This is a genomic window from Flavobacterium ardleyense (assembly GCF_042686085.1).
Lineage (GTDB): Bacteria > Bacteroidota > Bacteroidia > Flavobacteriales > Flavobacteriaceae > Flavobacterium > Flavobacterium ardleyense.
The window spans coordinates 459,106-483,620 of sequence record NZ_JBHUOL010000006.1 but is presented as its reverse complement, the minus strand read 5'-3'; the positions used below and the strand labels follow the sequence as shown (position 1 = coordinate 483,620).

Below are 24,515 nucleotides of genomic sequence, written 5' to 3'. Positions count from 1 at the left end.
TCGATTTTGCAACTGTTTAATTTAATATTTTTGTCTAATAATCTGTATCGATTATTTAGGACGGGACAATTTTCAATTGCTTAAGAACGTTCTAAATTTTTATTCGTAAATTTTATAATGTAAATTACATTAATTAATGAAAAAACGCCCGTTAACAGTCCATAAATTTTACTATTCGAAAATGTGTAGTAGTCCAATAAATTACTAAGACTTAAAGCAACTAATAACAGATTATTAATTAAAAGTATTAAGCGAATTTTTTTCATTTGGATTAATTTATAATTGTCTTTACGAAAATAAATAGAAATCCTCTATAAAACAAAAAAGTCCTGAATTATCAGGACTTTCTTGTTTTATATTCTGATTGGATTAACCCATGAAGTCACCTTCACCGCCACCATCATCTCTTCTTTGTGGTCTTTCTCTGTCTGTTTTCTTTTTGTTGAAACGATAAGTGAATGACATCATAATTTGACGTGATCTCCATTGCATTTCACTGTGTGAGCTAAATACATTTTCAATCGTCGTATCCATTATTCTTTTTCTAGAATTGAACACGTCGCTTACATTTAATGCAATTGTTCCTTTGTCTTTTAATATGTCTTTGCTAAACGCTAAGTTCATAGAAGCTGATCCTAAAATTTTACCTTGAGCAGTAGTTTGTGGAGCGCTGTAAGATCCATTAGTTTGCCAGTCAATTTTATAAGGTAAGGTAACTTTAGAACTAACTCTTGCGAACCAGCTTAAGGCTACATTGTCAAAATTTTGAGTAATGATATCACCTAAATAATTCTCATAGGCGTAATTCCCTTGTGTTTCATTTCTATATAAGTTGAAGTTTCCGTTTAATCTCCACCATTTGTAAGGTGTGTAGTTTAAGTTAAATTCGAATCCAGCTCTCAATTCTTTCGATAAGTTAATTGGAGTACTTAAAATAACGGGTATACCTTGCTCTGCCGGTGTACCAGTATCACCTGGGATATTTGGATCAGCAGGAATTGCATCAACTGCACCTACAAATCTCCCAGATTCTTTTCTAATAAACTGAAAAGAATCATCGGTAATGTTTATGTATGCCGAAGTATTAAAAGTAAGTTTATTCCATCTTTTTAGATAACCTAGATCAAATGCATTTGTCAATGAAGGATCTAAGTCTGGATTACCTTGGAAAATATTAATATCACTTGATAAAGATGAAACTGGATTTAAGAAAAATCCTCTTGGACGGTTAATTCTTTTACTATAACTTAAACTAGTAGAACTCGTTTCTGAAAACTCATAATTTAAGGTAGCAGAAGGAAAAAAGTTATTGTATTTTTTTGTATTGTATTCGTTTTTTGTAATTGAATTTACTTCAATTTTACTGTCTTCGAAACGTACACCTAGAAAATAAGAAAATTTGTCAATTTTAGAACCATATTGTGCATATAAAGCATTCACGCCTTCTACATATTCTAATTTGCTAGAATAATCAGATGTTGGACTTACTTGAAAATCTGTTAAGTTGTTTGAAAAATTACCTCTATAACCCGTTTCAAATCTTCCCTTTTCTCCAAGTGGTAAAACGTAATCCGCTTGAAACAAGTTACGTTGCTGTTTGCTTTGATTTGTAGTTCCTTGGGTATTTAACGATGCTGAATTTCCTAAGATTTGATCGTATATAGTAGCAAATTGATTATCTCTATTTTGCGAAATCGCAACATCAACCGTTAATTTGTGATCATCTTTTTTAAATTTCTTTGTAAAATTCGAAGAATATTCAATACTGAAATCATCACTTTTTTGATCGTTCACACGATTTTTGACGAATGTAGGATTTTTTATTTCGTTAAAGTTATAAGCGAAAACTTCGTCTAAATTCTTACCGTCACTTTCTCTAAATGTTAAAGCATTTGTCCAAGTAAGTGAGTTCGATAAGCTTAAGTCAATTCCGAAATTAGCATTGTAACCTTTACTATTTCTGTTATTTTTTCTTCTTTCGTTAACAAAACTACTAGTAGTTCCATCATTGTTAAAATATTCAGCATCGATTATTGTATTTCCTGGATTAGTTCTATCGTTATACCCAAAATTAGAAAATAGATTGTAATCGTCACTCTTTTTGTTCAAGTTTACACTAGCTCCATAGGTTTCAGGATCTCCAGCGTTTACCATTAATGAACCATTAACTCCGTTTGCTTTTCCTTTTCTTAGTACAATATTGATGATTCCACCACCACCTTCTGCATCATAACGAGCCGATGGATTAGTAATAACTTCAACTTTTTCAACTGATTCAGCTGGTAATAATTTCAAAGCATCTGCAATGTTGATTCCTGCTAAACCCGATGGTTTTCCATCAATAAGTATTTTTACATTCTCGTTTCCACGTAACGCTACGTTTCCTTCGGCATCAACTGTAACAGATGGTACGTTATCTAGTACATCGCTAATAGTTCCACCTTTTACAATCATGTCTTTCCCCACATTGTAAACGCGTTTATCTAACTTTATTTCTACAGTAGATCTTTCAGCAATAACAACAACATCATCAAGCATCGCTGCATCTGCTTCCATTGAAATTACACCTAAATTTGTATCGTTTGTATATTCTCTTTGCGCAATAGCTACATTTTTGAAAGAAATAAATTCAGATCTTGCAATGTAAGTTCCTGCAGTTATGTCAAATTTAAAACCTCCATTTTCATCGGTGATTCCTCCTGAAAGTTGTTTGGTTTTGATATTTTCAAATACGACAGTCGCATATTCTAAAGGTTGATTACTTCCTTTTTCAATCACTTTACCAGAAATTGTAATTTTTTTAGCATCTGGTCTTTGGGCAAATAATACAGTACTTATAAATAAGGATAGTAATATTAAAAGATTTCTTGTGTTCATAGATAGGGTTTTGTTCTTTGACTGCAAAAATAGCCTTTGGTTTAACCTTAAATTCCTAAATCTTTGTTAAAAGTCAGACAGCAATTCGTTAATCTTTTCAGTCGGTCTTGCAACAATAGCTTTCTCTCCAAAAACAACAATAGGACGTTCAATTAATCGGGGATGAGCAAGCATTGCATCAACAATAGCATCGTCAGACATTTCTTTTCCTTTATAATTTTCTGTCCAAATTGCCTCTTTTGTTCGAACTAATTCAAGAGGTTTTATCCCTAGCTTTTTTAAGACACCTTGAAGTTCTTCTTTTGTGAAAGGTTCGTCCAAGTATTTTCTAACTGTAATTGATTTATTTAAATTTTCTAATTCGCACAAACCTTCTCTTGATTTGGTGCATCTTGGATTATGGTAAATGGTTATCATTTCGTAAATTTGTTGATTAATTTACAAAAGTAATACTTTAATATATGTTTATAACGCAGGGATTTACGAGAGCTAATTCATTTGGCAAATATTTAATTGGTTCTTTATTAGTTTTTATTGCTTCGGCAATTGGCCAAGTACCGTTATTAATAGCTATTGGAATTAAAAGTGTAATGGGTGGAAATGTACCGTCAACGGAGACTGATATTTACAAAATGTTTGATTCGAATTTATTCCTATTGTTAATTTTACTGTCATTTGTTTGCGCCCTTGCTGGTTTATATTTTATAGTTAAAGGACTGCACCATCAAACATTTCTTTCTATTATTACTTCGAGAAAAAAAATTGATTGGAAAAGAGTATTTTTTGCTTTTGGAATCTGGTTTGTTTTTTCGGCTGGTATGATTATTATTTCATACTTTATTGATGATAGCGAAATAAAACTTCAATTTAATCTAATTCCATTTCTAATTTTAGCGTTAATTACTTTGCTATTAATGCCTATTCAGACAAGTACTGAAGAGCTAGTTTTTAGAGGATATTTAATGCAAGGTTTCTTTAATCTAGCAAGAAACAAATGGTTCCCATTGATAATGACATCTGTGATTTTTGGAACAATGCATATTTTTAATCCTGAAATCCAAAAAATGGGTTATTTATTACTTGTTTATTATATAGGAACGGGATTGTTTCTGGGAATAATTACTTTAATGGATGAAGGAACGGAATTAGCTTTAGGTTTTCATGCTGCAAATAATATGGCTGCGGCTTTATTGTTAACTTCAGATTTTACGGTTTTTCAAACGCATTCAATCTTTAAAGATATGTCAGAACCAGCTTTAGGTTTGGAAGTGTTTTTACCTGTTTTTATTATTTTTCCTACGTTGATTTTTGTGTTTGCTAAAGTCTACAATTGGTCGAATTGGAAAGATAAATTAATTGGGAATCATCAAGACTTACCTTATTTAGAAGATCAAGAACAGTTTCAAGATCAAATGTAATTGCAATAAAAACTTAATTTCAATAATAAACTCCACTTAAATGACACCTAATTATACAAACATTCACAATCGCTTTAAAATAAATGGTGCTTATTTGAATAGGGAAGGTGTATTTCAAATGGGCTATAACGGAATTAAAGAAGGGGAGGACTATGAAAAAGATATGGGACACTTTATACTGGATTGGATTGACGAAAAAGAAACCATCGATTTAATGACTTCTGGGACTACAGGAACTCCAAAATTAATCACTTTACAAAAGCAAGCAATGGTCAATTCGGCTATAGCTACAGCAGATTTTTTTGATTTGCGTCCGGGTGATACTGCTCTTCATTGTTTACCTACGAAATACATCGCCGGAAAAATGATGCTAGTTCGTGCCATAGTAATAGGATTGGAATTAGATATTGTTGCACCTGCTTCACATATTGAAATTTCACCTTCAAAGAAATATGATTTCGGTGCTATATTACCAATGCAAGCGCTTGCGAGTCTTCGTGAATTAAATCAATTTAAGAAAATTATTATTGGTGGAGCAAAATTGGATTCGGCTCTAGCCGAAAAATTATCAGATTGCACAGCGGCCATTTATGAAACGTATGGCATGACTGAAACCATAACACATATTGCTGCAAAAAAAATAGGATCAACGCATTTCAAAATATTACCTCATATTACTATCTCAAAAGACGAAAGAGGTTGTTTAATAATTAAAGCACCAAAAGTAACTAATGAAACAATTGTAACTAATGATTTGGTTGAAATTTACAATGAAAGTGAATTTCAATGGTTAGGACGTTATGATAATGTCATTAATAGCGGCGGTATCAAATATCTTCCAGAACAAATAGAAGCTAAATTAGTCACAAAAATAGACCATCGCTTTTTTATAGCCGGAATGCCTGATGGTGTTTTAGGTGAAAAAATCGTGCTATTTATTGAAGCAGAAAAATTTCCTTTGGAAGCTACTTTCCTTGATACTTTAGAAAAATTTGAGCGTCCAAAAGAAATTTACTTTTTACCGAATTTTATTGAAAAGAATAATAAAATAAGACGTTTCGAAATGGTAGAAAAGCAACTTATTTCACTTTAATATAAAAATGATCGGTTAGCACTTTTAAATTTTCCATTTTAGATATTTTCTTTTTAGATTTTGCCCAATTATTAGTCGGATTTAATCTAACTAATTCATCTCCAATCAGTATATCAACAGGCATTTCAAAGTTTGTTTCATCTGTAATCCATCTGTATTGAAATCTTTTCTTGTAGGGTTTAATTTCTAAAACTGGCAGTGCCGTATGTTTTAAATACTGGTTAAAGACAGGTGTTAAGTCAATTCCTATTTCCTTATTAAAAAAGGCGATAACAGTTGGCGTATCAATAATTTGCTTTTTATAAGTCTCTGAATATTTTAGCAGAACTGACCACCATTTTGAATCATCATTTACAATATGACGCAAGGTATTCAACATCAATGCTCCTTTATAGTACATATCGCTAGAACCTTGACGATTTACTCCAAATTGTCCAATAATAGGCGTGCTGTTCGTTACTCTTTTTGACTGACCATTTATATATTTGATTGCTTCATCATAACCTTGCGTACATTCCACAAAAACAGTTTCTGTATAAGTCGTGAACCCTTCATGAATCCACATATCAGCAATGTCTTTACTTGTAATGCTGTTACCAAACCATTCGTGACCACTTTCGTGAATAGTAATAAAATCAAATTTCATTCCTATGCCTGTGCCTGAAGTATCTGATCCTAAATATCCTTTTTTGTATTTATTACCATAAGCGACGGCACTTTGATGTTCCATTCCTAAATAAGGCGATTCTACTAATTTATAACCATCTTCCCAAAAAGGATACTTTCCAAATTTCAATTGAAAACAGTCTAACATTGGTTTTACATCGTCTGCAAAATGCTTGATGGCTTTTTCTTTGTTTTCGCGCAATACATAATAGTCTAAATCTAAGCCATTATGTGTGTCGTGCATGTGAACATAATCACCAACATTTATGGTGATGTTATAAGCATTTATAGGATTTTTTACTTCCCAGTCCCAACGCGTATAACCATCTTTTAACTTCTCAGAACCTATAAAGCGACCGTTTGAAACATTCATCAGACCATCTGGAACTGCTACTTTTATTGAAACTCCGTTATCTGGCTCATCACTTTGTGAATCTTTTACAGGACACCATAAGCTTGCTCCAGTTCCCTGAACAGCAACACCAATGAAAGGTAATTTATTTTTATCTTTCGAAAATACAAAACCTCCATCCCAAGGAGCATTTTTAGCCACGATAGGATTTCCTTGATAATATACTTTGATTGATTCCGTGCTTTCTTTTGTTAATTCCGATGGAAATTTTACAAATATCGCATCATATTCTCGTTTATAAGTAAGTTTTTGTCCTTTCCAAATGATTGAATCAAGAACCATATTCTCAAACAAATCGATTTGGATCTTTTTAGTATTTTCTACTACTTTGAAAATAATTTCATTATTACCTTGAATTCTTTTCGCTTCAGGCATTACTTTAATGTCAATATTATAACGCAAGACATCGAAAGAAGTGCGTTCAAAGTGTAAGCCACCAATTAAAGTATCTCTACGTGTAGTTTCTTGACTAAAAACAGTTTGTATACCTATTATAAGTGTGAAAAATAAAAGTGCCTTTTGCATTATTATATAAGTTTGAAGTTCTATTGTGAGGGTAAATATAAAAGTTTTGAAATTAAAAATGATGTTTCTTTGAGAGTTATTGGAATATGATAGATAGTGTAGTAATAAAATTTACTATTGAAAGTATACCTTAACAATAAGAATAGCATCTCAAATAAATTTTTAATACTGTTTTAATTTTTAATTAAAGCAGGGAGCTCATTTTACTCATCTTAATATGCACATTATAAATTGCTGTTCTAAAAGTTCATAAGTCAGTACTAAAATACATAACAATATAGTGTATATAAATTTAATAAAAAGGCTTTTTTTTCCTTTCAATATTTTAAGGTATTGGTGTAAAACCAATTTAAGAAGTAATTATTACGCTATAAATATAATATTGTATTTATAGAACTTCCTATTAAATTTTTGCCAAAATAAAAGATAACTATTTGATTATAAAGATATTGATATTCGTATTGTTATGGCGAAATACCCTTTCAGATGTGAATTTTATAAATTATAAAGAAATTAATGTAACACACAGCTTTCCTTTTTATCGCAAATTTGCTATATCATAATTACTAAAACAGAAAAGTGATGGAGAGTTCAAATGAATTAGATGGAAAGTGGAAAGAAATGAAAGGGAAACTAAAACAAAAAATTGCAGAACTAACAGACGATCATTTACTTTTGGTAAAAGGCAGAAAAGATGAAATAGTAGGACGACTACAAATTGAGTTAGGAAAATCAGAAGAGGAAATTGACGGCATTATTTCAGATTTATAAACACGGATTAATTAACAATCACAAATATTAAAAATTTTAACCTTTAAACATTAACATTATGAAAAAGACAATCTTTATCCTTGCATCACTGTTCATGACAGTAGCAACAATGACAAGCTGTAAAACAGAAGCTGAAAAAGTAGATGATTCAGCAGAACAAGTGGTAGACGCACAACAAGACTTAGATGAAGCAGAAGCAGATTACGAAGCGCAGTACAACCAATTTAAATTAGACTCTGAAGAAAAAATCACAGCTAATGAGAAATTAATTGCTGACTTAAAAGTTTACTCTAAAGATAAAAAGAATGAAGCAAAAGTTGAATATGATAACATGATCAACGATTTAGAAGCTAAAAATGAAGCTATGAAAGTTAAAGTAAGAGATTACAAAAACGAAAGTAGCGATAAATGGGAATCATTTAAACGTGAATTCAACCACGATATGGATGAATTAGGTGCTTCTATAAAAGATATAGGAAAAAATAATGTTAAGTAATCCCAATAGGAATTACTTTAAAAAAACCACCGCAGTCATTACCTTATTGATTTCATCAATTAGTATCTGCAATGCTCAGAGCAATACTGGCGCAAACAGTAGGGATAAAGTCCATATTGGTGCAAAAATAGGTGTTAACTATGCTAATGCATATGACACTAAAGGCGAAGAGTTCAAAGCAGACGCAAAGTTTGGAATGGCAATTGGTGGTTTTTTATCAATACCTATAGGAGTTTATTTCGGTGTTCAACCTGAAATATTATTCTCTCAAAAAGGATTCAAAGGAAGTGGTAAACTATTAGGATTAAATTATGATTTTAAAAGAACCACTTCTTATATTGATGTTCCATTATATTTTGCAGTAAAACCATCAGAGTTTATTACTATTCTTGCAGGACCACAACTTTCTTTTTTAACATCAACTAAAGATGTTTTTAAATCTGGCGGTGGCACAGTGGAACAAGAGAAGGAATTTGACAATGATAATCTTCGGAAAAATACTTTTGGAGCTTCTATCGGAGTTGATATAAATATTGATCATTTGGTTTTAGGTGTCAGAGGAAACTGGGATTTACAAGAAAATAATGGTGATGGGTCATCAACAACACCTAGATATAAAAATCAATGGTTACAAGCAACAGTAGGATATCGTTTTTAACGTATTTCTACAATAATTAAACTAACTTAAAACAACAACAATATGGGAAATCTACTTTATTTGGTTGCAGTGATACTTGTTATCGCATGGGCCATCGGATTTATAGGATATAGTGCTGGAGGAATCATACATATATTATTGGTTATCGCAGTAATTATCATCTTATTAAGAATTATTCAAGGACGTAAACCACTATAACAAGTGTTTTAATAACCGCATTAATTCAACAAAAAAGGTTCACATTCAAGTGAACCTTTTTTTTGTGAATTAAAGTTAAAGTGTGAAGTATATAACTTTATTTTATAATCATATAACGCATTGTAATTGTGTTATATGTATCTTTAAGTTATTCTAAAAGTCGCGATTGACCTGAAGATGTTATAAGTTTTATTTTCTAAAAAGATACAAATAACTAAAACATACAAAGATGAAAACCATAAATGAAATACAGGAAAGCATTACCAATATTACAGCAAAAATTCAAAGAGAATTTCCCGAATTGAATAAGTACATTCTTGAAATGCCGCAGAATAACACAGATACTGAAGAAGTAACAATTAAATGCTTAACCGATTATTATCTTTCTTTAGAAGATATTGTTAGTGAATATTCTAAAACACATTCTCAAAAGACTCATTATGCGGACCAGCAGATTTATCCGCCTTCAGAAGATATCTATGTGCAATTTAAAGAAGAGACAGAAATAAATCCCGAAGACATCACGAAGAAAAAAATTATTGATGAAACTACGGGAGGTAATACTGTTAAAATGTCTGAGGAATATAGGTTAGGTGGTGATTTAGATGTACCTGGTTCAGAATTAGATGATCAACAAGAAAGTGTAGGAAGCGAGGATGAAGAAAATAATTATTACAGCCTTGGTGGAGATAATCACAATGATTTAGAAGAAGATAACGGTTAATATATTATTTAGAAAATCTAATCATCCCAAACTTTAAAGTAAATGTTAGATTAGTTTTTAATTGAAAAAGGAGCAAAGACCCAAGAGTTATTGCTCCTTTTTTTATGGATCTTATTTTATTTTGAATTCAATTTCGCTCCTCTATTTATTTTTTGTAATTTCTTTATGAATTGTTAAATCCTTTTGGAACATCACAAATTTTCGTACCTTGTCACTCTATAATAAAAAGAGATGAATAACCAAATATCATTTCGTGAAAATAATGGGGATGGGCTTACCATTTCCTTAATTTATCTTCATGATGATTCATTCCTAAAATGCTCGAAAGAGTTCGTACATTAATCCCTGTCTAGCCCAAGACAGGGAAATCTTCTGATTCCTTATATATAAAATATTTAATCATCAATAGCTAGTTGGTGCCTGTTTTGTCATGTAACTCAAATTCAATATGAAAATGAGGAATATGGTTTGGGCATTTATTTAAAAAGCATCACAGCATTGGTACAACAACAATAAAAATGACTCAAGAAATCACATTAACAACAGGAATATACGATTTAATTAAAGATTTAATTAGAAGAAAAAAAGTAACACTTCAAGAAGAAGAAAGATTAATCGCTCAGCTTAAAAATGCAAAACAAGTGGTTCGTGCAAGTTTACCTTTAGACGTAGTAACTGTGGATGCTAAAGTAACGGTTAAAAACTTAATCAACAATCAAGAAGAAGTGTATACATTCGTAGCTCCAGCTAGAGCAAAACGTAGAAATAACACTGAATCAATTGTAGGTTCAATGGGATTAGCATTAGTAGGTTGTAAAACTGGAGATGTTGTAAAATGGCATTTTGGAGAAGAAGAAAAACAATTCGAAATCACTAACGTGGAAAGAATTGCATAATGCATTTTAAAAAAAGCCAGTAGTTTAAATTTAAACACTGGCTTTTTTTATTTTTTGTAAGGAAAACTAAAATGGTGCTACTTCCTGAATTGTTACTATTTCTTTTGTAACTGGATGCGTAAATATCAATTGCTCTGCATGAAGATGCAATCTGTTCGATTTCGATCCATATAAATCATCACCTACAATTGGCGTTTTTAATCCTAATTCATGTGAAGCATGAACTCTCAGCTGATGCGTCCTTCCAGAAATAGGGTAAAAATAAACACGCGTTTGGTTGTTTTTCACTTCAATAACTTCCCATTTAGTTTGCGCTTGTTTTCCATGATCATAGCAAACCAATTGTCTTGGTCTATCGTCTAAATCCACTCGAAGCGGTAAATCAATAAAACCTTCTTTTTCTTTCAAGATTCCGTCTAAAAGTGCCACATAGCGTTTTTTAATCGTTCTTTTAATGAATTGACTTTGAAGTTTTACATACGTTTCTTCATCTTTTGCAATTAAAAGTAAACCGGAAGTCGACATATCTAAACGATGCACAATTAGTGGACCAGTTGCATTCGGATACATATCTTTAATGCGTTGGTACACCGAATCCTGAATTTTTTTTCCAGGAACTGAGAGAAATTCCGCAGGTTTGTTAATCACTAAAAGAACGTCATCTTCATACACGATTATAATCTCTTTTCCTTCTGCCGGATTTTCCTCAAACGGATTTGCTTCCATATCCAAGCCTTGCAACATATGTGTCATTAAAATGGGTTCACATTTACTTTTACAAGCCGGATAAAAATGTTTGTGCTTTCTGATTTCGGAATTAGGAGCTTTTCCCCACCAAAATTCTGCCATCGCAATTGGTTTCAAGTGATTTTCAAACGCGTAATGTAGTAATTTAGGAGCAGTGCATTCTCCAGCACCAGCAGGCGGATTGTTATTGAAAATTTCACCAATACTTTTTCGTTCACCAGATTGATTTAAAAACGAATAAGCATCGAATAATCGTTGTTGTAAAGCACTCGATTTTTGTTTACGAAGTTCCTTTAAAGCTGTAATTTCAGCAATGAGTTTATCTAATTCATTTTTAGCATTTTCTTTCTGAAAATTCCAGTATTTAGTCATTTGTTTTAACAAAATGCTTTCTTGCTTACTGGCTTCACTCAATTCTTTTTGAACCGATTTATAGGATTCAAAATCCAAAGTTTGTTCGGCAATTATTCGTTTTTCATCGCGATTAATTTTTTCTGATTTTATGCGTTCTTTTTGAAGTTGAATTTCACTTGCGGCTTGAAGATTGGTTTGATTAACGTTTTCCATAACTTTTAGATAATTTTTGGATTGTTCTAATCGTTCGATTTCTCGATTGATCACATTTACCGTTTCTTCTTCAATTTTGTAAAATCCATCTTTTTGAAGCATATCAAAAATTGTCGGGACAAAATAGTCGTGATGATTTCCATTAGCTAATTTCCCCGAAAAAGCCCACAAGTAGCCTAATTCGCCTTTTGAATTTTTACAAACTAAAACACCAAACATTTTTCCAATGACTAAACCTTCTTGATTTTCTCGCAGTCCAAAATTATGATCAAAATTGGTCTGCGTTTCCAAATATTCTTGCAAAGCAGTTGCTGCAATTATACTTAATTGATGCGGTTCATAATAAAAGGGAAACGTAAATTTTTCAGGTAATGAAATTCCTGAAATATCGCTTTGGAAACGTTGGAAGATGTTTTTTGACATGATGCAAAGATAATCGAATTGAAATAATTTCTATCTTTGATAAAAAGAGTTTCACGATGAATATTGAATCCCACAGAAAAAGCATCATTCATAGGATTTTGGATGTGCAGAATGAGCAACTACTACATAAAATCGATCAACTTCTAAATGAAGAGGGTTACATTTATCATGTTTCAGGAAAATTATTGTCAGTTGAAGCTTATAAAAAAGAAATAGAGGATATTCTTAAAGCATCAGAAGAGGATGAAGTATATAACTCAGATGTGATTAGAAATAAAATTTTCAAAAAATGAAATCAGTAGTTTGGTCTAAAAACTCATTGGATTCACTTCAGTAAATTTATAATTATATTTACGAAAATAGTCCTCAAAATGCTGAAAAAGTTGTCGCTACTTTATTGGATTTAGGAGATGGATTAACGACATTTCCTGAAAGGAACCCAAAAGAACCTTTATTTAATGATGATACCATTCGTTATTTTTCAAAATGGAATTTTAAAGTAGTTTATAGGATAGAACAAAACAGAATTATAATTATCAATATTTATTCAACTAAAATGAATTGGTAATTACTTAATGGTATATTTTTTTCTAGCAAAAAAAATCCCGAAACTAGTTCGGGATAAATTATTTCTAACTATATTTTATTATTTGGTATGAATAATTTCCAAATAGTATTAATTAATAAGTAACCTGTACATAAACTGATTACGAAAGTTATTATCATATTTAATAAAGTTGCTTCATAATGATAACCTTCATAAAAATATTTTAATAACCATTGTGAATTAGGGAACCTAAATTCAGGATGATACTCAGTTTCTATAATTAATATTTTATAAAAAATTTTATACAAAAAATTAAATATAAAGAAACTTGACAAAAAAGATAGACCAAAAAGGTATGTCTTATTTTTCATATTATTAAACCTGAAGAACCCCCATATTAAATTTCTTTTCGATAGGAGCGTGGTTCGCTGCTTCAATTCCCATAGAAATCCAGGTTCTGGTTTCTAACGGGTCAATAATAGCGTCTGTCCAAATTCTTGAAGCAGCGTAATAAGGCGAAACTTGTTCGTCATAACGTGCTTTAATTTTATCAAATAATTCTTTTTCTTTTTCTTCGTCGATTACTTCACCTTTAGCTTTTAAAGAAGAAGCTTCAATTTGAGCTAATACTTTTGCAGCTTGAGTTCCGCCCATAACCGCTAATTCAGCACTTGGCCAAGCGAAAATTAATCTTGGATCATACGCTTTTCCACACATTGCATAATTTCCGGCTCCGTATGAGTTTCCGATAATTACGGTGAATTTTGGTACAACCGAATTTGCCATAGCATTTACCATTTTAGCACCATCTTTGATTATGCCGCCATGTTCTGATTTGCTTCCAACCATAAAACCAGTTACATCTTGTACAAATACTAATGGAATTTTCTTTTGATTGCAATTCGCAATAAAACGAGTGGCTTTATCAGCAGAATCTGAATAAATTGCTCCTCCAAATTGCATTTCGCCTTTCGCGTTTTTTACAATCTTACGTTGGTTTGCAATAACTCCGACTGCCCAACCGTCAATTCTAGCGTAAGCTGTAATCAAAGTTTTTCCGTAATCGCCTTTATATTCATCAAATTCAGAATTATCAACTAAACGTTTGATAATTTCGTACATATCATATTGTTCAGATCTCGATTTTGGTAAAATACCATACATATCTTTTGGCTCTAATGCTGGTTTTTCTGATTTTACACGATTGTATCCTGCTTTATCAAAATCACCCATTTTCCCAACGATACTTTTAATACGATCTAAAGCATCTTTATCATCTTTCGCTTTATAATCCGTTACACCCGAAATTTCGCAATGCGTTGTAGCACCACCTAGTGTTTCATTATCAATAGTTTCGCCAATTGCAGCTTTCACTAAATAACTTCCGGCTAAGAAAATACTTCCTGTTTTATCTACAATCATTGCTTCGTCGCTCATAATTGGTAAATAAGCACCACCAGCAACGCAACTTCCCATCACAGCAGCAATTTGGGTAATTCCCATACTGCTCATCATAGCGTTATTTCTGAAAATACGACCAAAATGTTCTTTATCCGGGAAAATTTCATCTTGCAAAGGCAAATAAACACCTGCCGAATCCACTAAATAGATAATTGGCAATCTGTTTTCCATTGCAATTTCTTGTGCTCTAAGATTCTTTTTTCCTGTGATAGGAAACCAAGCACCCGCTTTTACTGTAGCATCGTTAGCCACAACAATACATTGTTTTCCAGAAACATAACCGATTTTTACGACTACACCGCCAGATGGGCAACCACCGTGTTCAGCATACATTCCTTCTCCTGCAAATGTTGCTACTTCAATACTTTTTGCTTTTTCATCTAGTAAATAATCAATGCGTTCTCTGGCTGTCATTTTGCCTTCACCGTGCAGTTTATCTATTCTTTTTTGACCGCCTCCTAATTTAACTTGGGTAAAACGTTTTTTTAAATCAGAAACTAGTAATTTATTGTGATCTTCGTTTTTGTTGAAATTTAAGTCCATTCTATACTATTGTGTTATTGGTTGGCTAAAATACAAAATCCATCTGAAAAATAAATTTTTTAGATGGATTTACTATACTTTTAACGTATGTTAATTATGACTCATTCGTATTTGAGACTTTTACTAAACTATCTCTTGTATTTTTCTGTACCGTAATGGCTCCAAAAATAGATAGTAAGAAAGAAAAAGCATAAAAACCTTTTTCACTTGGTAACAAAGCAGCGTTAATAAGTCCTACAGTTAGTAATGTAATTGACAATAAAGTGGCAAACCAACAAATACCATAATATAAATCTGTAACCGGAATATTTTCTAAACGATCTCTAACACTTTTTTGCAAAGAAATAACGCCGAAAAGTCCAAACATCAAGACTGTAAAATAATATCCTTTTTCATTTAGTAGCATTTCAGCTCTAAACAATCCGACTAAATAGCCAACTACTCCTGCTGCTAACGCAATCCAAGATGCTCCAACGAATGCTGTTGATGGTTTTTGATACATATAATTATATATTTATTAACTACAATAATAGGTTATTTTTTTGAATCATTCACTAATCTTTTTAAAATTGCCCATTGTCTCAACGCATCTCTAGCGTCAATTGCTGGATAACCAAGTACAGTTTTCCCTGCTTCAACATCTGCTGCAACGCCTGAACCCGCGCCAATAATGGCACCATCACCAATAGTAGTATGGTCTTTTATGGAAGCACTTCCGCCAATTATTACACCATTTCCAAGAGTAACTGAACCCGCTAAGCCGCTATTTCCTGCCATAATACAGAACATTCCAAGCTTACTATTGTGTCCAATTTGTACTAAATTATCAATTTTACAACCATCGCCTAGGACTGTTGAGCTAAATTTACCGCGATCTACACTTGAATTGGCTCCAATTTCTACATTGTTTCCAATGATTACGTTTCCAATTTGTGGAATTTTTACCAAACCTTTCTGAGGATCAGGTCGAAACCCAAAACCATCAGCTCCAATAGTTGCATTTGGATGAATGATGCAATCGTTTCCAATATGACATCTTTCTCTAACTACCGCGCCTGGCCAAAGTGTTGTATTTTTACCAATAGTACATTCGTCTAATATCGTAACATTTGGATATAAAGTCGAATTTTCGCCGATAACTACATGTGGACCCACATAACAATTAGCACCAATTTTTACACCTTCACCAATTTTAGCAGTTTCATCAATAGTTGCTGTGGGATGAATATTAACTTTGAAAACTGGAGCAGGAGGAGCAAAAAGTGCTAAAACTTGAGACATTGCTAAGTCGGCATTTTTTACTTTTATGAATACTCTGTTTTCTCCAGGTTCAATTGTAATGTCTTCATTTACAACAGCAGCGCAAGCTTTAGAAGTTTCCCAAAATTTCTCGTACTTTTTGTTTCCAATAAACGAAATCTCCGTTTCACCAGCTAATTCTAGCTGCTCTGGCGCTGTAATATTTTTATTTGTTGTACCAACGATCGTTCCTTTTAGGACCTCATTGATTTCTTCGATAGATAGTTGTTTCACGTTTTTTAGTTAATAGGGTATAAGCACCGAATATACAAAAAAAATGAACTTTAGTGTAGGAACTTGAAAAATTTTGTAAACATTGTTAGTGAATTGTTGTTTTTTTAAGTAGTATAAAAAAAAATCCAAATTCCGGTGGTGGAATTTGGATTATTATGTTTTGAATCATTTTAGATTATTCTTCTTTTTGGCCCATCATCATTAAAAAGCCTTTTAAAAACTTATCAATTTCACCATTCATAACGCCATCAACATCACTTGTTTCAACTCCGGTTCTAACGTCTTTTACTAATTTATAAGGTTGCATTACGTAATTACGTATTTGCGATCCCCATTCAATTTTCATTTTTCCTGCCTCGATGTCGCTTCGTTGGGCTTGTTGTTTTTTAAGCTCAATTTCATACAACTGCGATTTCAACATTTGCATCGCACGCTGGCGGTTGTCATGTTGCGAACGCGTTTCCGAACATTGGATTTGAATTCCGGTTGGTTTGTGAACTAATTGTACTTTAGTTTCCACTTTATTCACATTTTGACCTCCAGCACCACTAGAACGAGCGGTTGTAATTTCAATATCTGCCGGATTAATTTCAATTTCAATCGTATCATCTACCAAAGGATAAACATAAACGGAAGCAAATGAAGTATGGCGTTTGGCATTACTATCAAAGGGAGAAATACGAACCAAACGATGGACGCCGTTTTCACCTTTTAAATAGCCGAATGCAAAATCACCTTCAAATTCTAAGGTTACAGTTTTTATACCTGCAACTTCGCCTTCTTGAAAGTTTAATTCTTTGATTTTATAGCCTTGTTTTTCGCCCCACATTAAATACATACGCATTAACATAGAAGCCCAATCACAACTTTCGGTACCGCCGGCACCCGCTGTAATTTGAAGGACTGCACTCATATTGTCACCTTCATCAGAAAGCATGTTTCTGAATTCTAAATCTTCAATATGATTGATTGTGTTTTGGTAATGAGCCTCAACTTCTTCCGCTGAAATGTCGCCTTCTTTGTAGAAATCCATCATAATCTGAAGTTCTTCGGCTTGTTCCATACCTTTATTATATTCGTCTACCCATTTCTTTTTAGAGCGTAGGTTTCTGACGATGATTTCGGCTTCACGTGCGTTGTTCCAAAAATCGGGTGCAAAGGTCTTTTCTTCTTCGTTAGTTATCTCAATCGTTTTGGCATCAACGTCAAAGATACCTCCTTAACGCACCAAGGCGATCAATAATATCTCTGACTTGTTCTGTATTTATCATAAATATTGTAGTTTTGTTTTAAATTCTGAGGCCCTAGCCCCGATAGTAGTGGAAATCCTTTGTGTTTTTTCTTTAAAAACATAAAGATTGCAACGGATAGCGGGATGAAGCTTCTAATAATTTGACCAAAATTAAGCTATCTAATCGATATATGGAAATAAATTTAGTGAGTGATACGGTGACAAAACCTTCTGTGGAAATGTTGCAATTTATGTTTAACGCGAAAGTGGGTGATGATGTGTACAAACAAGACCCAACGGTAATTGAGTTGGAGGAAACTTTAGCGAATTTGTTTGGGATGGAAGCTGCGTTGTTTTTTCCGAGTGGGACGATGGCGAATCAGACGGCGATTAAATTACATACGCAACCCGGCGAGCAAGTTATTTGTGATAAATATTCGCATATTTATCATTATGAAGGCGGTGGTGCTTCGTTCAATAGCGGTGTTTCTTGCTGTTTGGTAGATGGGAAAAGAGGAATGGTTACGGCAGATTTAGTTAGAAATGCTATTAATGATCCAGATTTTTATCACGCTCCGTTAACTTCGTTAGTGAGTATTGAAAATACAACCAATAAAGGTGGTGGTGCTTGTTATGACATTGAGACTTTGCAAGAAATTAAGCAAGTTTGTGTGGAACATAATTTGAAATATCACTTAGATGGCGCACGATTGTGGAATGCTTTAGTGGCTAAAAAACAACATCCAAAGCAGTTTGGTGAATTATTTGACACGATTTCGGTTTGTTTGTCGAAGGGTTTAGGTGCACCAATTGGTTCAGTTTTACTAGGTTCGAAAGCCGATATGAAACGTGCTTTACGCATTAGAAAGATTTTTGGTGGTAATTTACGTCAGTCGGGTTACTTGGCTGCAGCAGGATTATATGCTTTGCAAAACAACATCAGTAGGTTAGAAACGGATCACAGAAGAGCGAAGGAGTTAGGTGATGTCTTAGAAAAAATGCCGTGGGTTGCAAATGTGGAACCTGTGGAAACCAATATTTTGATTTTTGGCTTACAACCTTCTGTAGATGAAAAGGTTTTTGTGGAGCGCATTAAACAAAAAGGAATTGCGATTAGCTCGATGGGACAAGGAAAACTACGAATTGTAACCCATTTAGATTATAAAGAAGTGATGCACGAATATGTGCTTGAAGTGTTTCAGAAGTTCGAAATCTAATAAAAAAAAACTCAATCTATAATTAAATAGATTGAGTTTTTTTTAAATATATGAATTCTGTAATAAACTAAACGCTAGGTTCTTCTAATTTCTTAATTTCAATTGTCAATTCTTGATTTGCTTCATCTAAATCCATAAAGATTTGATCTCCTTCATGAATTTTAGAAGTTATAATCTCTTCTGCTAAAGCATCTTCCACATATTTTTGAATCGCTCTTTTTAAAGGTCGTGCTCCAAACTGTCTGTCAAATCCTTTGTCTGCAATGTATTCTTTAGCTTTATCAGAAAGTTTTAAAGCGTAACCAATTTCTTTAACACGATCGTATAATTTATTCAATTCAATGTCAATAATCTTATTGATATCTTCTTTTTCAAGTGCATTAAATACAATTACGTCGTCAATTCTATTTAAAAATTCAGGTGCGAATGCTTTTTTCAAGGCGTTTTCGATGATACCCTTTGAATTTTCATCCGATTGCGCATTTTTAGAAGCAGTTCCAAAACCAACTCCTTGTCCGAAATCTTTTAACTGACGCGCACCAACGTTTGAAGTCATGATGATAATAGTATTTCTAAAATCGATTTTACGACCTAAACTATCTGTTAAATGTCCATCGTCTAATACTTGAAGCATCATGTTGAAAACATCTGGATGTGCTTTTTCGATCTCATCTAAAAGAACAACACAATATGGTTTTCTTCTTACTTTTTCTGTTAATTGACCGCCTTCTTCGTATCCAACGTAACCTGGAGGCGCTCCCACCAATCTAGAAATAGCGAATTTTTCCATGTATTCACTCATGTCAATTCGTACTAAAGCATCTTCAGAATCAAATAATTCTTTAGCGATTACTTTAGCTAATTGGGTTTTACCAACACCAGTTTGACCTAAGAAAATAAACGAACCAATTGGCTTGTTTGGATCTTTTAAACCCGCACGATTTCTTTGGATAGATTTAGCAATTTTCATCACTGCTTCATCTTGTCCAATTACCTTACCTTTAATTAGTTCAGGTAATTTAGCTAACTTATTACTTTCAGTTTGTGCAATACGATTTACAGGAATTCCAGTCATCATAGAAACTACATCGGCAACGTTATCTTCTGTAACAGTTACTTTGTTTTCTTTAGCGTCTTTTTCCCATTGCTCTTGCGCAATAGCTAAATCTTTTTCAATTTGTTTTTCATCATCACGAAGTTTAGCAGCTTCTTCATACTTCTGTTTTTTAACAACCGTATTTTTCAACTCACGAACTTCTTCTAATTTCTTTTCTAATTCTAAAATTTGCTTAGGTACATCAATATTAATGATATGAACACGAGAACCTGACTCATCTAAAGCATCAATTGCTTTGTCTGGTAGAAAACGGTCCGTCATATATCTATTTGTAAGTTTTACACAAGCTTCGATTGCTTCTGGGGTGTAAATTACGTTATGATGGTCTTCGTATTTAGATTTGATATTGTTTAAAATCGTAATCGTTTCATCAACAGATGTTGGCTCTACAATTACTTTTTGGAAACGTCTTTCTAACGCACCATCTTTTTCAATATACTGACGGTATTCGTCTAAAGTTGTTGCGCCTACACATTGAATTTCTCCTCTAGCTAAGGCTGGTTTAAACATATTAGAAGCATCTAGCGAGCCCGTAGCTCCACCAGCGCCTACAATGGTGTGGATTTCATCAATAAATAAGATGATGTCGTCATTTTTCTCTAATTCATTCATTACAGCTTTCATTCGCTCTTCGAACTGACCGCGGTATTTTGTACCAGCTACTAAACTTGCTAAATCAAGTGTAACAACACGTTTGTTGAATAAATTTCGAGATACTTTCTTTTGAATAATACGAAGTGCTAAACCTTCTGCAATCGCAGATTTTCCCACACCTGGTTCACCAATTAAAAGTGGATTGTTTTTCTTTCTACGGCTTAAGATTTGAGACACACGCTCAATTTCTTTTTCACGACCCACAACTGGATCTAGTTTGCCTTCTTCAGCCATTTCTGTTAAGTCACGACCAAAATTATCTAGCACCGGAGTTTTAGATTTTTTATTTGTTTTATTTCCAGCAGGAGGCGTAGTAAAACCACCACCATCTTTCATACTGTCATCTTGTCCGGAATCTTCATTGAAAGACTCTGCCTTTGGAAAGTTTTCTATGTAATCGTCTTCGTTTGTCATCATGGCGGTATATTGCTCTTTAACGGTTTCGTAATCTATTTTAATTTTATTTAGCAATTTAGTCGTTGGGTCAATATCATTTCGTAAAATACAAAGCAATAAGTGAGCGGTTCCAATTTCTGAGTTACTAAATAATTTGGCTTCTAAAAAAGTAGTTTTTAAAGCACGTTCGGCCTGTCTTGTAAGATGTAAGTTTTTCTTTTCAATATTTTGAATACCATTAGGATTTGCTGGACTTAAGATCTCTACTTTTTTTCGTAGGTGAGACAAGTCAACCGCTAAATTATTTAAAATATGTATAGCCTTTCCATTTCCATCTCGAAGTATTCCAAGTATTAAATGTTCGGTGCCAATGAAGTCGTGTCCTAATCGTAAAGCTTCTTCTTTACTAAAGGTAATTACATCTTTAACTCTAGGTGAAAAATTATCATCCATAATTTAATATAATAGGTGTAAAAGTAAAAATTTGATAAGGTAAATGCAAAAACTATACCTTTCATTTATACTGATATGCTAAATGACAAAAAATAATTGAAATAACAAAAAAAATGGCCATTGAATTTCAAGTTATTTGTAAATAAAGTTGTTAATAAAATTTGCAAATTAGTACCTAAATAATTGTGCTAGACCTATAAAAAAGCCGTATATTGTCGCGTTTTAGAAATAATCATAATTTTAATATAATTACTTATGTCAGAAGGAGAAAAGTTAATTCCTATTAACATTGAGGATGAAATGAAATCAGCTTACATCGACTATTCGATGTCTGTTATTGTGTCAAGAGCACTTCCTGATGTTAGAGATGGCTTAAAACCTGTACACCGTAGAGTTTTATACGGTATGTATGATTTGGGGGTTAACTCACGATCTGCCCACAAAAAGTCGGCAAGAATTGTTGGAGAAGTTTTAGGTAAATATCACCCACATGGTGATACTTCAGTATATGATGCAATGGTGCGTATGGCTCAAGAATGGAGCATGCGTTATTTATTAGTTGACGGTCAAGGTAACTTTGGTTCGGTAGATGGTGATAGTCCAGCAGCGATGCGTTATACCGAAGCAAGAATGAGAAAGATTTCGGAAGAAATGTTAGCTGACATTGATAAAGAAACTGTTGATTTCCAATTGAACTTTGATGATACGCTACAGGAACCAACTGTAATGCCAACAAAAATTCCTACCTTATTAATTAACGGTGCATCTGGAATTGCTGTAGGTATGGCGACAAATATGGCGCCTCATAACTTAAGAGAGGTTATAGATGGTACTTTAGCTTATATTGATAATCCTGAAATTGAAATTGACGAATTAATCAATTATATAAAAGCACCCGATTTTCCTACAGGTGGAATCATCTACGGAATGGAAGGTGTAAGAGAAGCTTTTAAAACGGGTAGAGGTCGTGTAGTAATGCGTGCTAAAGTCGGTTTTGAAGAAGTAAACGGAAGAGAAGCTATTATTGTTACCGAAATTCCATACCAAGTGAATAAGGCAAATATGATTAAGCATACTGCCGATTTAGTAAACGATAAAAAGATAGAAGGTATTTCAAATATCCGAGATGAATCGGATAGAAATGGAATGCGTGTTGTATATGAATTAAAACGTGATGCGGTTCCAAACGTTGTTTTGAACACATTATATAAATACACACAATTACAATCTTCATTTAGTGTAAATAATATTGCATTGGTGAAAGGTCGTCCGCAAATGTTGAATGTGAAAGATTTAATTCACTATTTCGTTGAACACCGTCATGAAGTTGTAATTCGTAGAGCGCAATATGATTTGCGTAAAGCAGAAGAAAGAGCTCATATTTTAGAAGGTTTAATTATCGCTTCGGATAATATTGATGAAGTTATCAAAATTATTAGAGCTTCTAAAGACGGAGATCAAGCAAGATCAAGCTTAATTGAACGTTTTAAATTATCAGAAATTCAAGCGCGCGCGATTGTAGAGATGCGTTTAAGACAATTAACAGGTCTTGAACAAGATAAACTTCGTGGCGAATATGAAGAAATAATGAAATTGATCACCTACTTAAAAGAATTATTAGCAAGCGAAGAAATGCGTATGCAAGTAATTAAAGATGAGTTAGCGGATATGAGAGAGAAATATGGCGATGAGCGTCGTTCTCAAATTGAATATTCTGGTGGTGATGTAAGTATTGAAGATTTAATTGCCGATGAAAGTGTTGTAATTACAATTTCACATGCAGGTTATATCAAACGTACTTCTTTATCAGAATACAAAACACAAAATAGAGGAGGAGTAGGACAAAAAAGTGCTGGAACAAGAGATCAAGATTTCTTAGAGCATTTGTTTGTAGCAACGAATCACCAATATTTAATGTATTTCACGCAAAAAGGTAAATGTTATTGGATGCGTGTTTACGAAATTCCGGAAGGAACGAAAACAAGTAAGGGTCGTGCTATTCAGAACTTAATCAACATTGAAAGTGATGATAAAGTAAAAGCGTTTATTTGTACACAAGACTTGAAAAACGAAGAGTATATCAATAGTCACTATGTGATTATGGCTACTAAAAAAGGTCAGGTTAAGAAAACATCTTTAGAGCAGTATTCACGTCCACGTCAAAACGGAATCAATGCTATTACTATTAAGGAAGATGATGAATTAATCCAAGCAAAATTAACTACTGGAAATAGTCAAGTATTATTGGCTGTGAAATCGGGTAAAATGGTTCGTTTTGAAGAAGAGAAAACACGTCCAATGGGAAGAACTGCGTCTGGAGTTAGAGGAATTACTTTAGCAGATGACAAAGATGAAGTTATTGGAATGATTTCGATTGATAAAGATCATGTTGCGGAATCTCAAATCTTAGTAGTAACAGAAAACGGTTACGGAAAACGTACGCGTTTAGTTGAAGAAGACGGAGTTGATGTTTATCGTATCACAAATAGAGGTGGTAAAGGTGTGAAAACACTAAATATTACTGAAAAAACAGGTGCTTTAATTGCTATTAACAACGTAACAGATGCTGATGATTTAATGATTATCAACAAATCTGGATTAACTATTCGTATGATGGTTTCTGATTTACGTGTAATGGGAAGAGCTACACAAGGAGTTCGTCTTATTAATATCAAAGGATCTGATTCTATTGCTGCAGTTACAAAAGTACTTCGTGAAGATGAGGAAGTTTTAGAAGAGCTAGAAGGTTCTGAAGAATTAGAAGGTTCTGAAGAATTAGAAGGTTCAACAGGTTTAGAAGGCGATGTTGAAAATGGCACAGCTATTGAAGCGCCAGAAGATACAGAAGAATAAATAAAAGTAAATACGCCCGAATTTATTTTCGGGCTTTTG

21 protein-coding genes are annotated in these 24,515 nt (G+C 33.0%); 12 read left to right on the top strand and 9 right to left on the bottom strand.

Annotation, left to right across the window (positions count from 1 at the left end; all coding sequences use genetic code 11):
• Positions 1 to 369 precede the first annotated feature (369 nt).
• Entirely contained in the window at positions 370 to 2,877 is a 2,508-nt protein-coding gene (locus ACFSX9_RS03880) for a TonB-dependent receptor domain-containing protein (RefSeq protein WP_379804647.1), read from the bottom strand.
• A 66-nt stretch (positions 2,878 to 2,943) separates the two neighbouring features.
• Positions 2,944 to 3,294 carry an arsenate reductase (glutaredoxin) gene (arsC, locus tag ACFSX9_RS03875; protein WP_379804645.1) on the bottom strand — a complete coding sequence of 117 codons (351 nt, stop codon included), beginning with the start codon at positions 3,292 to 3,294 and terminating at the stop codon, positions 2,944 to 2,946.
• 44 nt (positions 3,295 to 3,338) lie between these two features.
• Here arsC and ACFSX9_RS03870 point away from each other — a divergent pair, with 44 nt between their 5' ends.
• Both ACFSX9_RS03870 and ACFSX9_RS03865 read left to right on the top strand, forming a co-directional pair.
• On the top strand, positions 3,339 to 4,295 hold the full coding sequence (locus ACFSX9_RS03870) for a CPBP family intramembrane glutamic endopeptidase (RefSeq protein WP_379804643.1): 957 nt from the start codon (positions 3,339 to 3,341) through the stop codon (positions 4,293 to 4,295).
• A gap of 40 nt (positions 4,296 to 4,335) precedes the next feature.
• Positions 4,336 to 5,388 carry an AMP-binding protein gene (locus ACFSX9_RS03865; RefSeq protein ID WP_379804641.1) on the top strand — a complete coding sequence of 351 codons (1,053 nt, stop codon included), beginning with the start codon at positions 4,336 to 4,338 and terminating at the stop codon, positions 5,386 to 5,388.
• Here ACFSX9_RS03865 and ACFSX9_RS03860 read toward each other — a convergent pair.
• On the bottom strand, positions 5,375 to 6,991 hold the full coding sequence (locus ACFSX9_RS03860) for a M1 family metallopeptidase (protein ID WP_379804639.1): 1,617 nt from the start codon (positions 6,989 to 6,991) through the stop codon (positions 5,375 to 5,377). The genes ACFSX9_RS03865 and ACFSX9_RS03860 overlap by 14 nt on opposite strands.
• Before the next feature lie 582 nt (positions 6,992 to 7,573).
• Between ACFSX9_RS03860 and ACFSX9_RS03855 the strand changes: the two genes are divergently transcribed.
• From ACFSX9_RS03855 to ACFSX9_RS03830, 6 genes are all read left to right on the top strand, one after another.
• Positions 7,574 to 7,762, top strand: coding sequence for a CsbD family protein (locus ACFSX9_RS03855; protein ID WP_379804636.1), 189 nt, complete (start codon positions 7,574 to 7,576; stop codon positions 7,760 to 7,762).
• Positions 7,763 to 7,820: 58 nt separating this feature from the next.
• Entirely contained in the window at positions 7,821 to 8,258 is a 438-nt protein-coding gene (locus ACFSX9_RS03850; RefSeq protein ID WP_379804634.1) for a sll1863 family stress response protein, read from the top strand.
• Positions 8,248 to 8,916, top strand: coding sequence for a porin family protein (locus tag ACFSX9_RS03845; protein WP_379804632.1), 669 nt, complete (start codon positions 8,248 to 8,250; stop codon positions 8,914 to 8,916). The genes ACFSX9_RS03850 and ACFSX9_RS03845 overlap by 11 nt, the downstream gene beginning before the upstream one ends.
• A 42-nt stretch (positions 8,917 to 8,958) precedes the next feature.
• Entirely contained in the window at positions 8,959 to 9,114 is a 156-nt protein-coding gene (locus ACFSX9_RS03840; RefSeq protein WP_379804630.1) for a lmo0937 family membrane protein, read from the top strand.
• 229 nt (positions 9,115 to 9,343) lie between these two features.
• Complete coding sequence (locus tag ACFSX9_RS03835; RefSeq protein WP_379804628.1) at positions 9,344 to 9,838, top strand: hypothetical protein; 495 nt, start codon at positions 9,344 to 9,346, stop codon at positions 9,836 to 9,838.
• 518 nt (positions 9,839 to 10,356) lie between these two features.
• Positions 10,357 to 10,734, top strand: a complete 378-nt coding sequence (locus ACFSX9_RS03830; protein WP_379804625.1) for a GreA/GreB family elongation factor — start codon at positions 10,357 to 10,359, stop codon at positions 10,732 to 10,734.
• Positions 10,735 to 10,800: 66 nt separating this feature from the next.
• Here the strand turns inward: ACFSX9_RS03830 and ACFSX9_RS03825 are convergent, their stop codons facing one another.
• Positions 10,801 to 12,471, bottom strand: coding sequence for a pseudouridine synthase (locus ACFSX9_RS03825; protein WP_379804622.1), 1,671 nt, complete (start codon positions 12,469 to 12,471; stop codon positions 10,801 to 10,803).
• 56 nt (positions 12,472 to 12,527) lie between these two features.
• On the opposite strand from ACFSX9_RS03825, the gene ACFSX9_RS03820 reads away from it, so the two are divergent.
• On the top strand, positions 12,528 to 12,764 hold the full coding sequence (locus ACFSX9_RS03820) for a hypothetical protein (RefSeq protein ID WP_379804619.1): 237 nt from the start codon (positions 12,528 to 12,530) through the stop codon (positions 12,762 to 12,764).
• A 44-nt stretch (positions 12,765 to 12,808) separates the two neighbouring features.
• Positions 12,809 to 13,039: a type II toxin-antitoxin system RelE/ParE family toxin gene (locus ACFSX9_RS03815; RefSeq protein WP_379804665.1), complete on the top strand. Its 231-nt coding sequence runs from the start codon at positions 12,809 to 12,811 to the stop codon at positions 13,037 to 13,039.
• A gap of 354 nt (positions 13,040 to 13,393) precedes the next feature.
• Here the strand turns inward: ACFSX9_RS03815 and ACFSX9_RS03810 are convergent, their stop codons facing one another.
• From ACFSX9_RS03810 to prfB, 4 genes are all read right to left on the bottom strand, one after another.
• A complete protein-coding gene (locus ACFSX9_RS03810) occupies positions 13,394 to 15,022 on the bottom strand; it encodes an acyl-CoA carboxylase subunit beta (RefSeq protein ID WP_379804616.1) in 1,629 nt (542 codons plus the stop codon).
• A gap of 94 nt (positions 15,023 to 15,116) precedes the next feature.
• Positions 15,117 to 15,524: an inner membrane protein YiaA gene (yiaA, locus tag ACFSX9_RS03805; RefSeq protein ID WP_379804614.1), complete on the bottom strand. Its 408-nt coding sequence runs from the start codon at positions 15,522 to 15,524 to the stop codon at positions 15,117 to 15,119.
• 32 nt (positions 15,525 to 15,556) lie between these two features.
• Entirely contained in the window at positions 15,557 to 16,555 is a 999-nt protein-coding gene (lpxD, locus tag ACFSX9_RS03800) for a UDP-3-O-(3-hydroxymyristoyl)glucosamine N-acyltransferase (RefSeq protein WP_379804612.1), read from the bottom strand.
• Between the two features lie 175 nt (positions 16,556 to 16,730).
• A protein-coding gene (gene prfB, locus ACFSX9_RS03795) for a peptide chain release factor 2 (protein ID WP_379804609.1) occupies positions 16,731 to 17,826 on the bottom strand; the annotation gives its coding sequence in 2 pieces (ribosomal slippage) (positions 16,731 to 17,762 and positions 17,764 to 17,826; 1,095 coding nt in all).
• Between the two features lie 151 nt (positions 17,827 to 17,977).
• Here prfB and ACFSX9_RS03790 point away from each other — a divergent pair.
• Positions 17,978 to 19,003 carry a threonine aldolase family protein gene (locus ACFSX9_RS03790; RefSeq protein ID WP_379804607.1) on the top strand — a complete coding sequence of 342 codons (1,026 nt, stop codon included), beginning with the start codon at positions 17,978 to 17,980 and terminating at the stop codon, positions 19,001 to 19,003.
• A gap of 67 nt (positions 19,004 to 19,070) precedes the next feature.
• Here the strand turns inward: ACFSX9_RS03790 and ACFSX9_RS03785 are convergent, their stop codons facing one another.
• Positions 19,071 to 21,623, bottom strand: a complete 2,553-nt coding sequence (locus tag ACFSX9_RS03785) for an ATP-dependent Clp protease ATP-binding subunit (protein ID WP_379804604.1) — start codon at positions 21,621 to 21,623, stop codon at positions 19,071 to 19,073.
• A 255-nt stretch (positions 21,624 to 21,878) separates the two neighbouring features.
• Here ACFSX9_RS03785 and gyrA point away from each other — a divergent pair, with 255 nt between their 5' ends.
• Positions 21,879 to 24,476 (top strand): DNA gyrase subunit A, encoded by a 2,598-nt coding sequence (gene gyrA, locus ACFSX9_RS03780; protein ID WP_379804602.1) that lies wholly within the window; start codon positions 21,879 to 21,881, stop codon positions 24,474 to 24,476.
• The last annotated feature ends 39 nt before the right edge of the window (positions 24,477 to 24,515 follow it).

Coding starts and splice junctions, on each gene's coding strand:
- ACFSX9_RS03880 (WP_379804647.1), bottom strand. CDS start 2,877: ATGAACACAAGAAATCTTTTAATATTACTATCCTTATTTATAAGTACT.
- arsC (WP_379804645.1), bottom strand. CDS start 3,294: ATGATAACCATTTACCATAATCCAAGATGCACCAAATCAAGAGAAGGT.
- ACFSX9_RS03870 (WP_379804643.1), top strand. CDS start 3,339: ATGTTTATAACGCAGGGATTTACGAGAGCTAATTCATTTGGCAAATAT.
- ACFSX9_RS03865 (WP_379804641.1), top strand. CDS start 4,336: ATGACACCTAATTATACAAACATTCACAATCGCTTTAAAATAAATGGT.
- ACFSX9_RS03860 (WP_379804639.1), bottom strand. CDS start 6,991: ATGCAAAAGGCACTTTTATTTTTCACACTTATAATAGGTATACAAACT.
- ACFSX9_RS03855 (WP_379804636.1), top strand. CDS start 7,574: ATGGAGAGTTCAAATGAATTAGATGGAAAGTGGAAAGAAATGAAAGGG.
- ACFSX9_RS03850 (WP_379804634.1), top strand. CDS start 7,821: ATGAAAAAGACAATCTTTATCCTTGCATCACTGTTCATGACAGTAGCA.
- ACFSX9_RS03845 (WP_379804632.1), top strand. CDS start 8,248: ATGTTAAGTAATCCCAATAGGAATTACTTTAAAAAAACCACCGCAGTC.
- ACFSX9_RS03840 (WP_379804630.1), top strand. CDS start 8,959: ATGGGAAATCTACTTTATTTGGTTGCAGTGATACTTGTTATCGCATGG.
- ACFSX9_RS03835 (WP_379804628.1), top strand. CDS start 9,344: ATGAAAACCATAAATGAAATACAGGAAAGCATTACCAATATTACAGCA.
- ACFSX9_RS03830 (WP_379804625.1), top strand. CDS start 10,357: ATGACTCAAGAAATCACATTAACAACAGGAATATACGATTTAATTAAA.
- ACFSX9_RS03825 (WP_379804622.1), bottom strand. CDS start 12,471: ATGTCAAAAAACATCTTCCAACGTTTCCAAAGCGATATTTCAGGAATT.
- ACFSX9_RS03820 (WP_379804619.1), top strand. CDS start 12,528: ATGAATATTGAATCCCACAGAAAAAGCATCATTCATAGGATTTTGGAT.
- ACFSX9_RS03810 (WP_379804616.1), bottom strand. CDS start 15,022: ATGGACTTAAATTTCAACAAAAACGAAGATCACAATAAATTACTAGTT.
- yiaA (WP_379804614.1), bottom strand. CDS start 15,524: ATGTATCAAAAACCATCAACAGCATTCGTTGGAGCATCTTGGATTGCG.
- ACFSX9_RS03790 (WP_379804607.1), top strand. CDS start 17,978: ATGGAAATAAATTTAGTGAGTGATACGGTGACAAAACCTTCTGTGGAA.
- ACFSX9_RS03785 (WP_379804604.1), bottom strand. CDS start 21,623: ATGGATGATAATTTTTCACCTAGAGTTAAAGATGTAATTACCTTTAGT.
- gyrA (WP_379804602.1), top strand. CDS start 21,879: ATGTCAGAAGGAGAAAAGTTAATTCCTATTAACATTGAGGATGAAATG.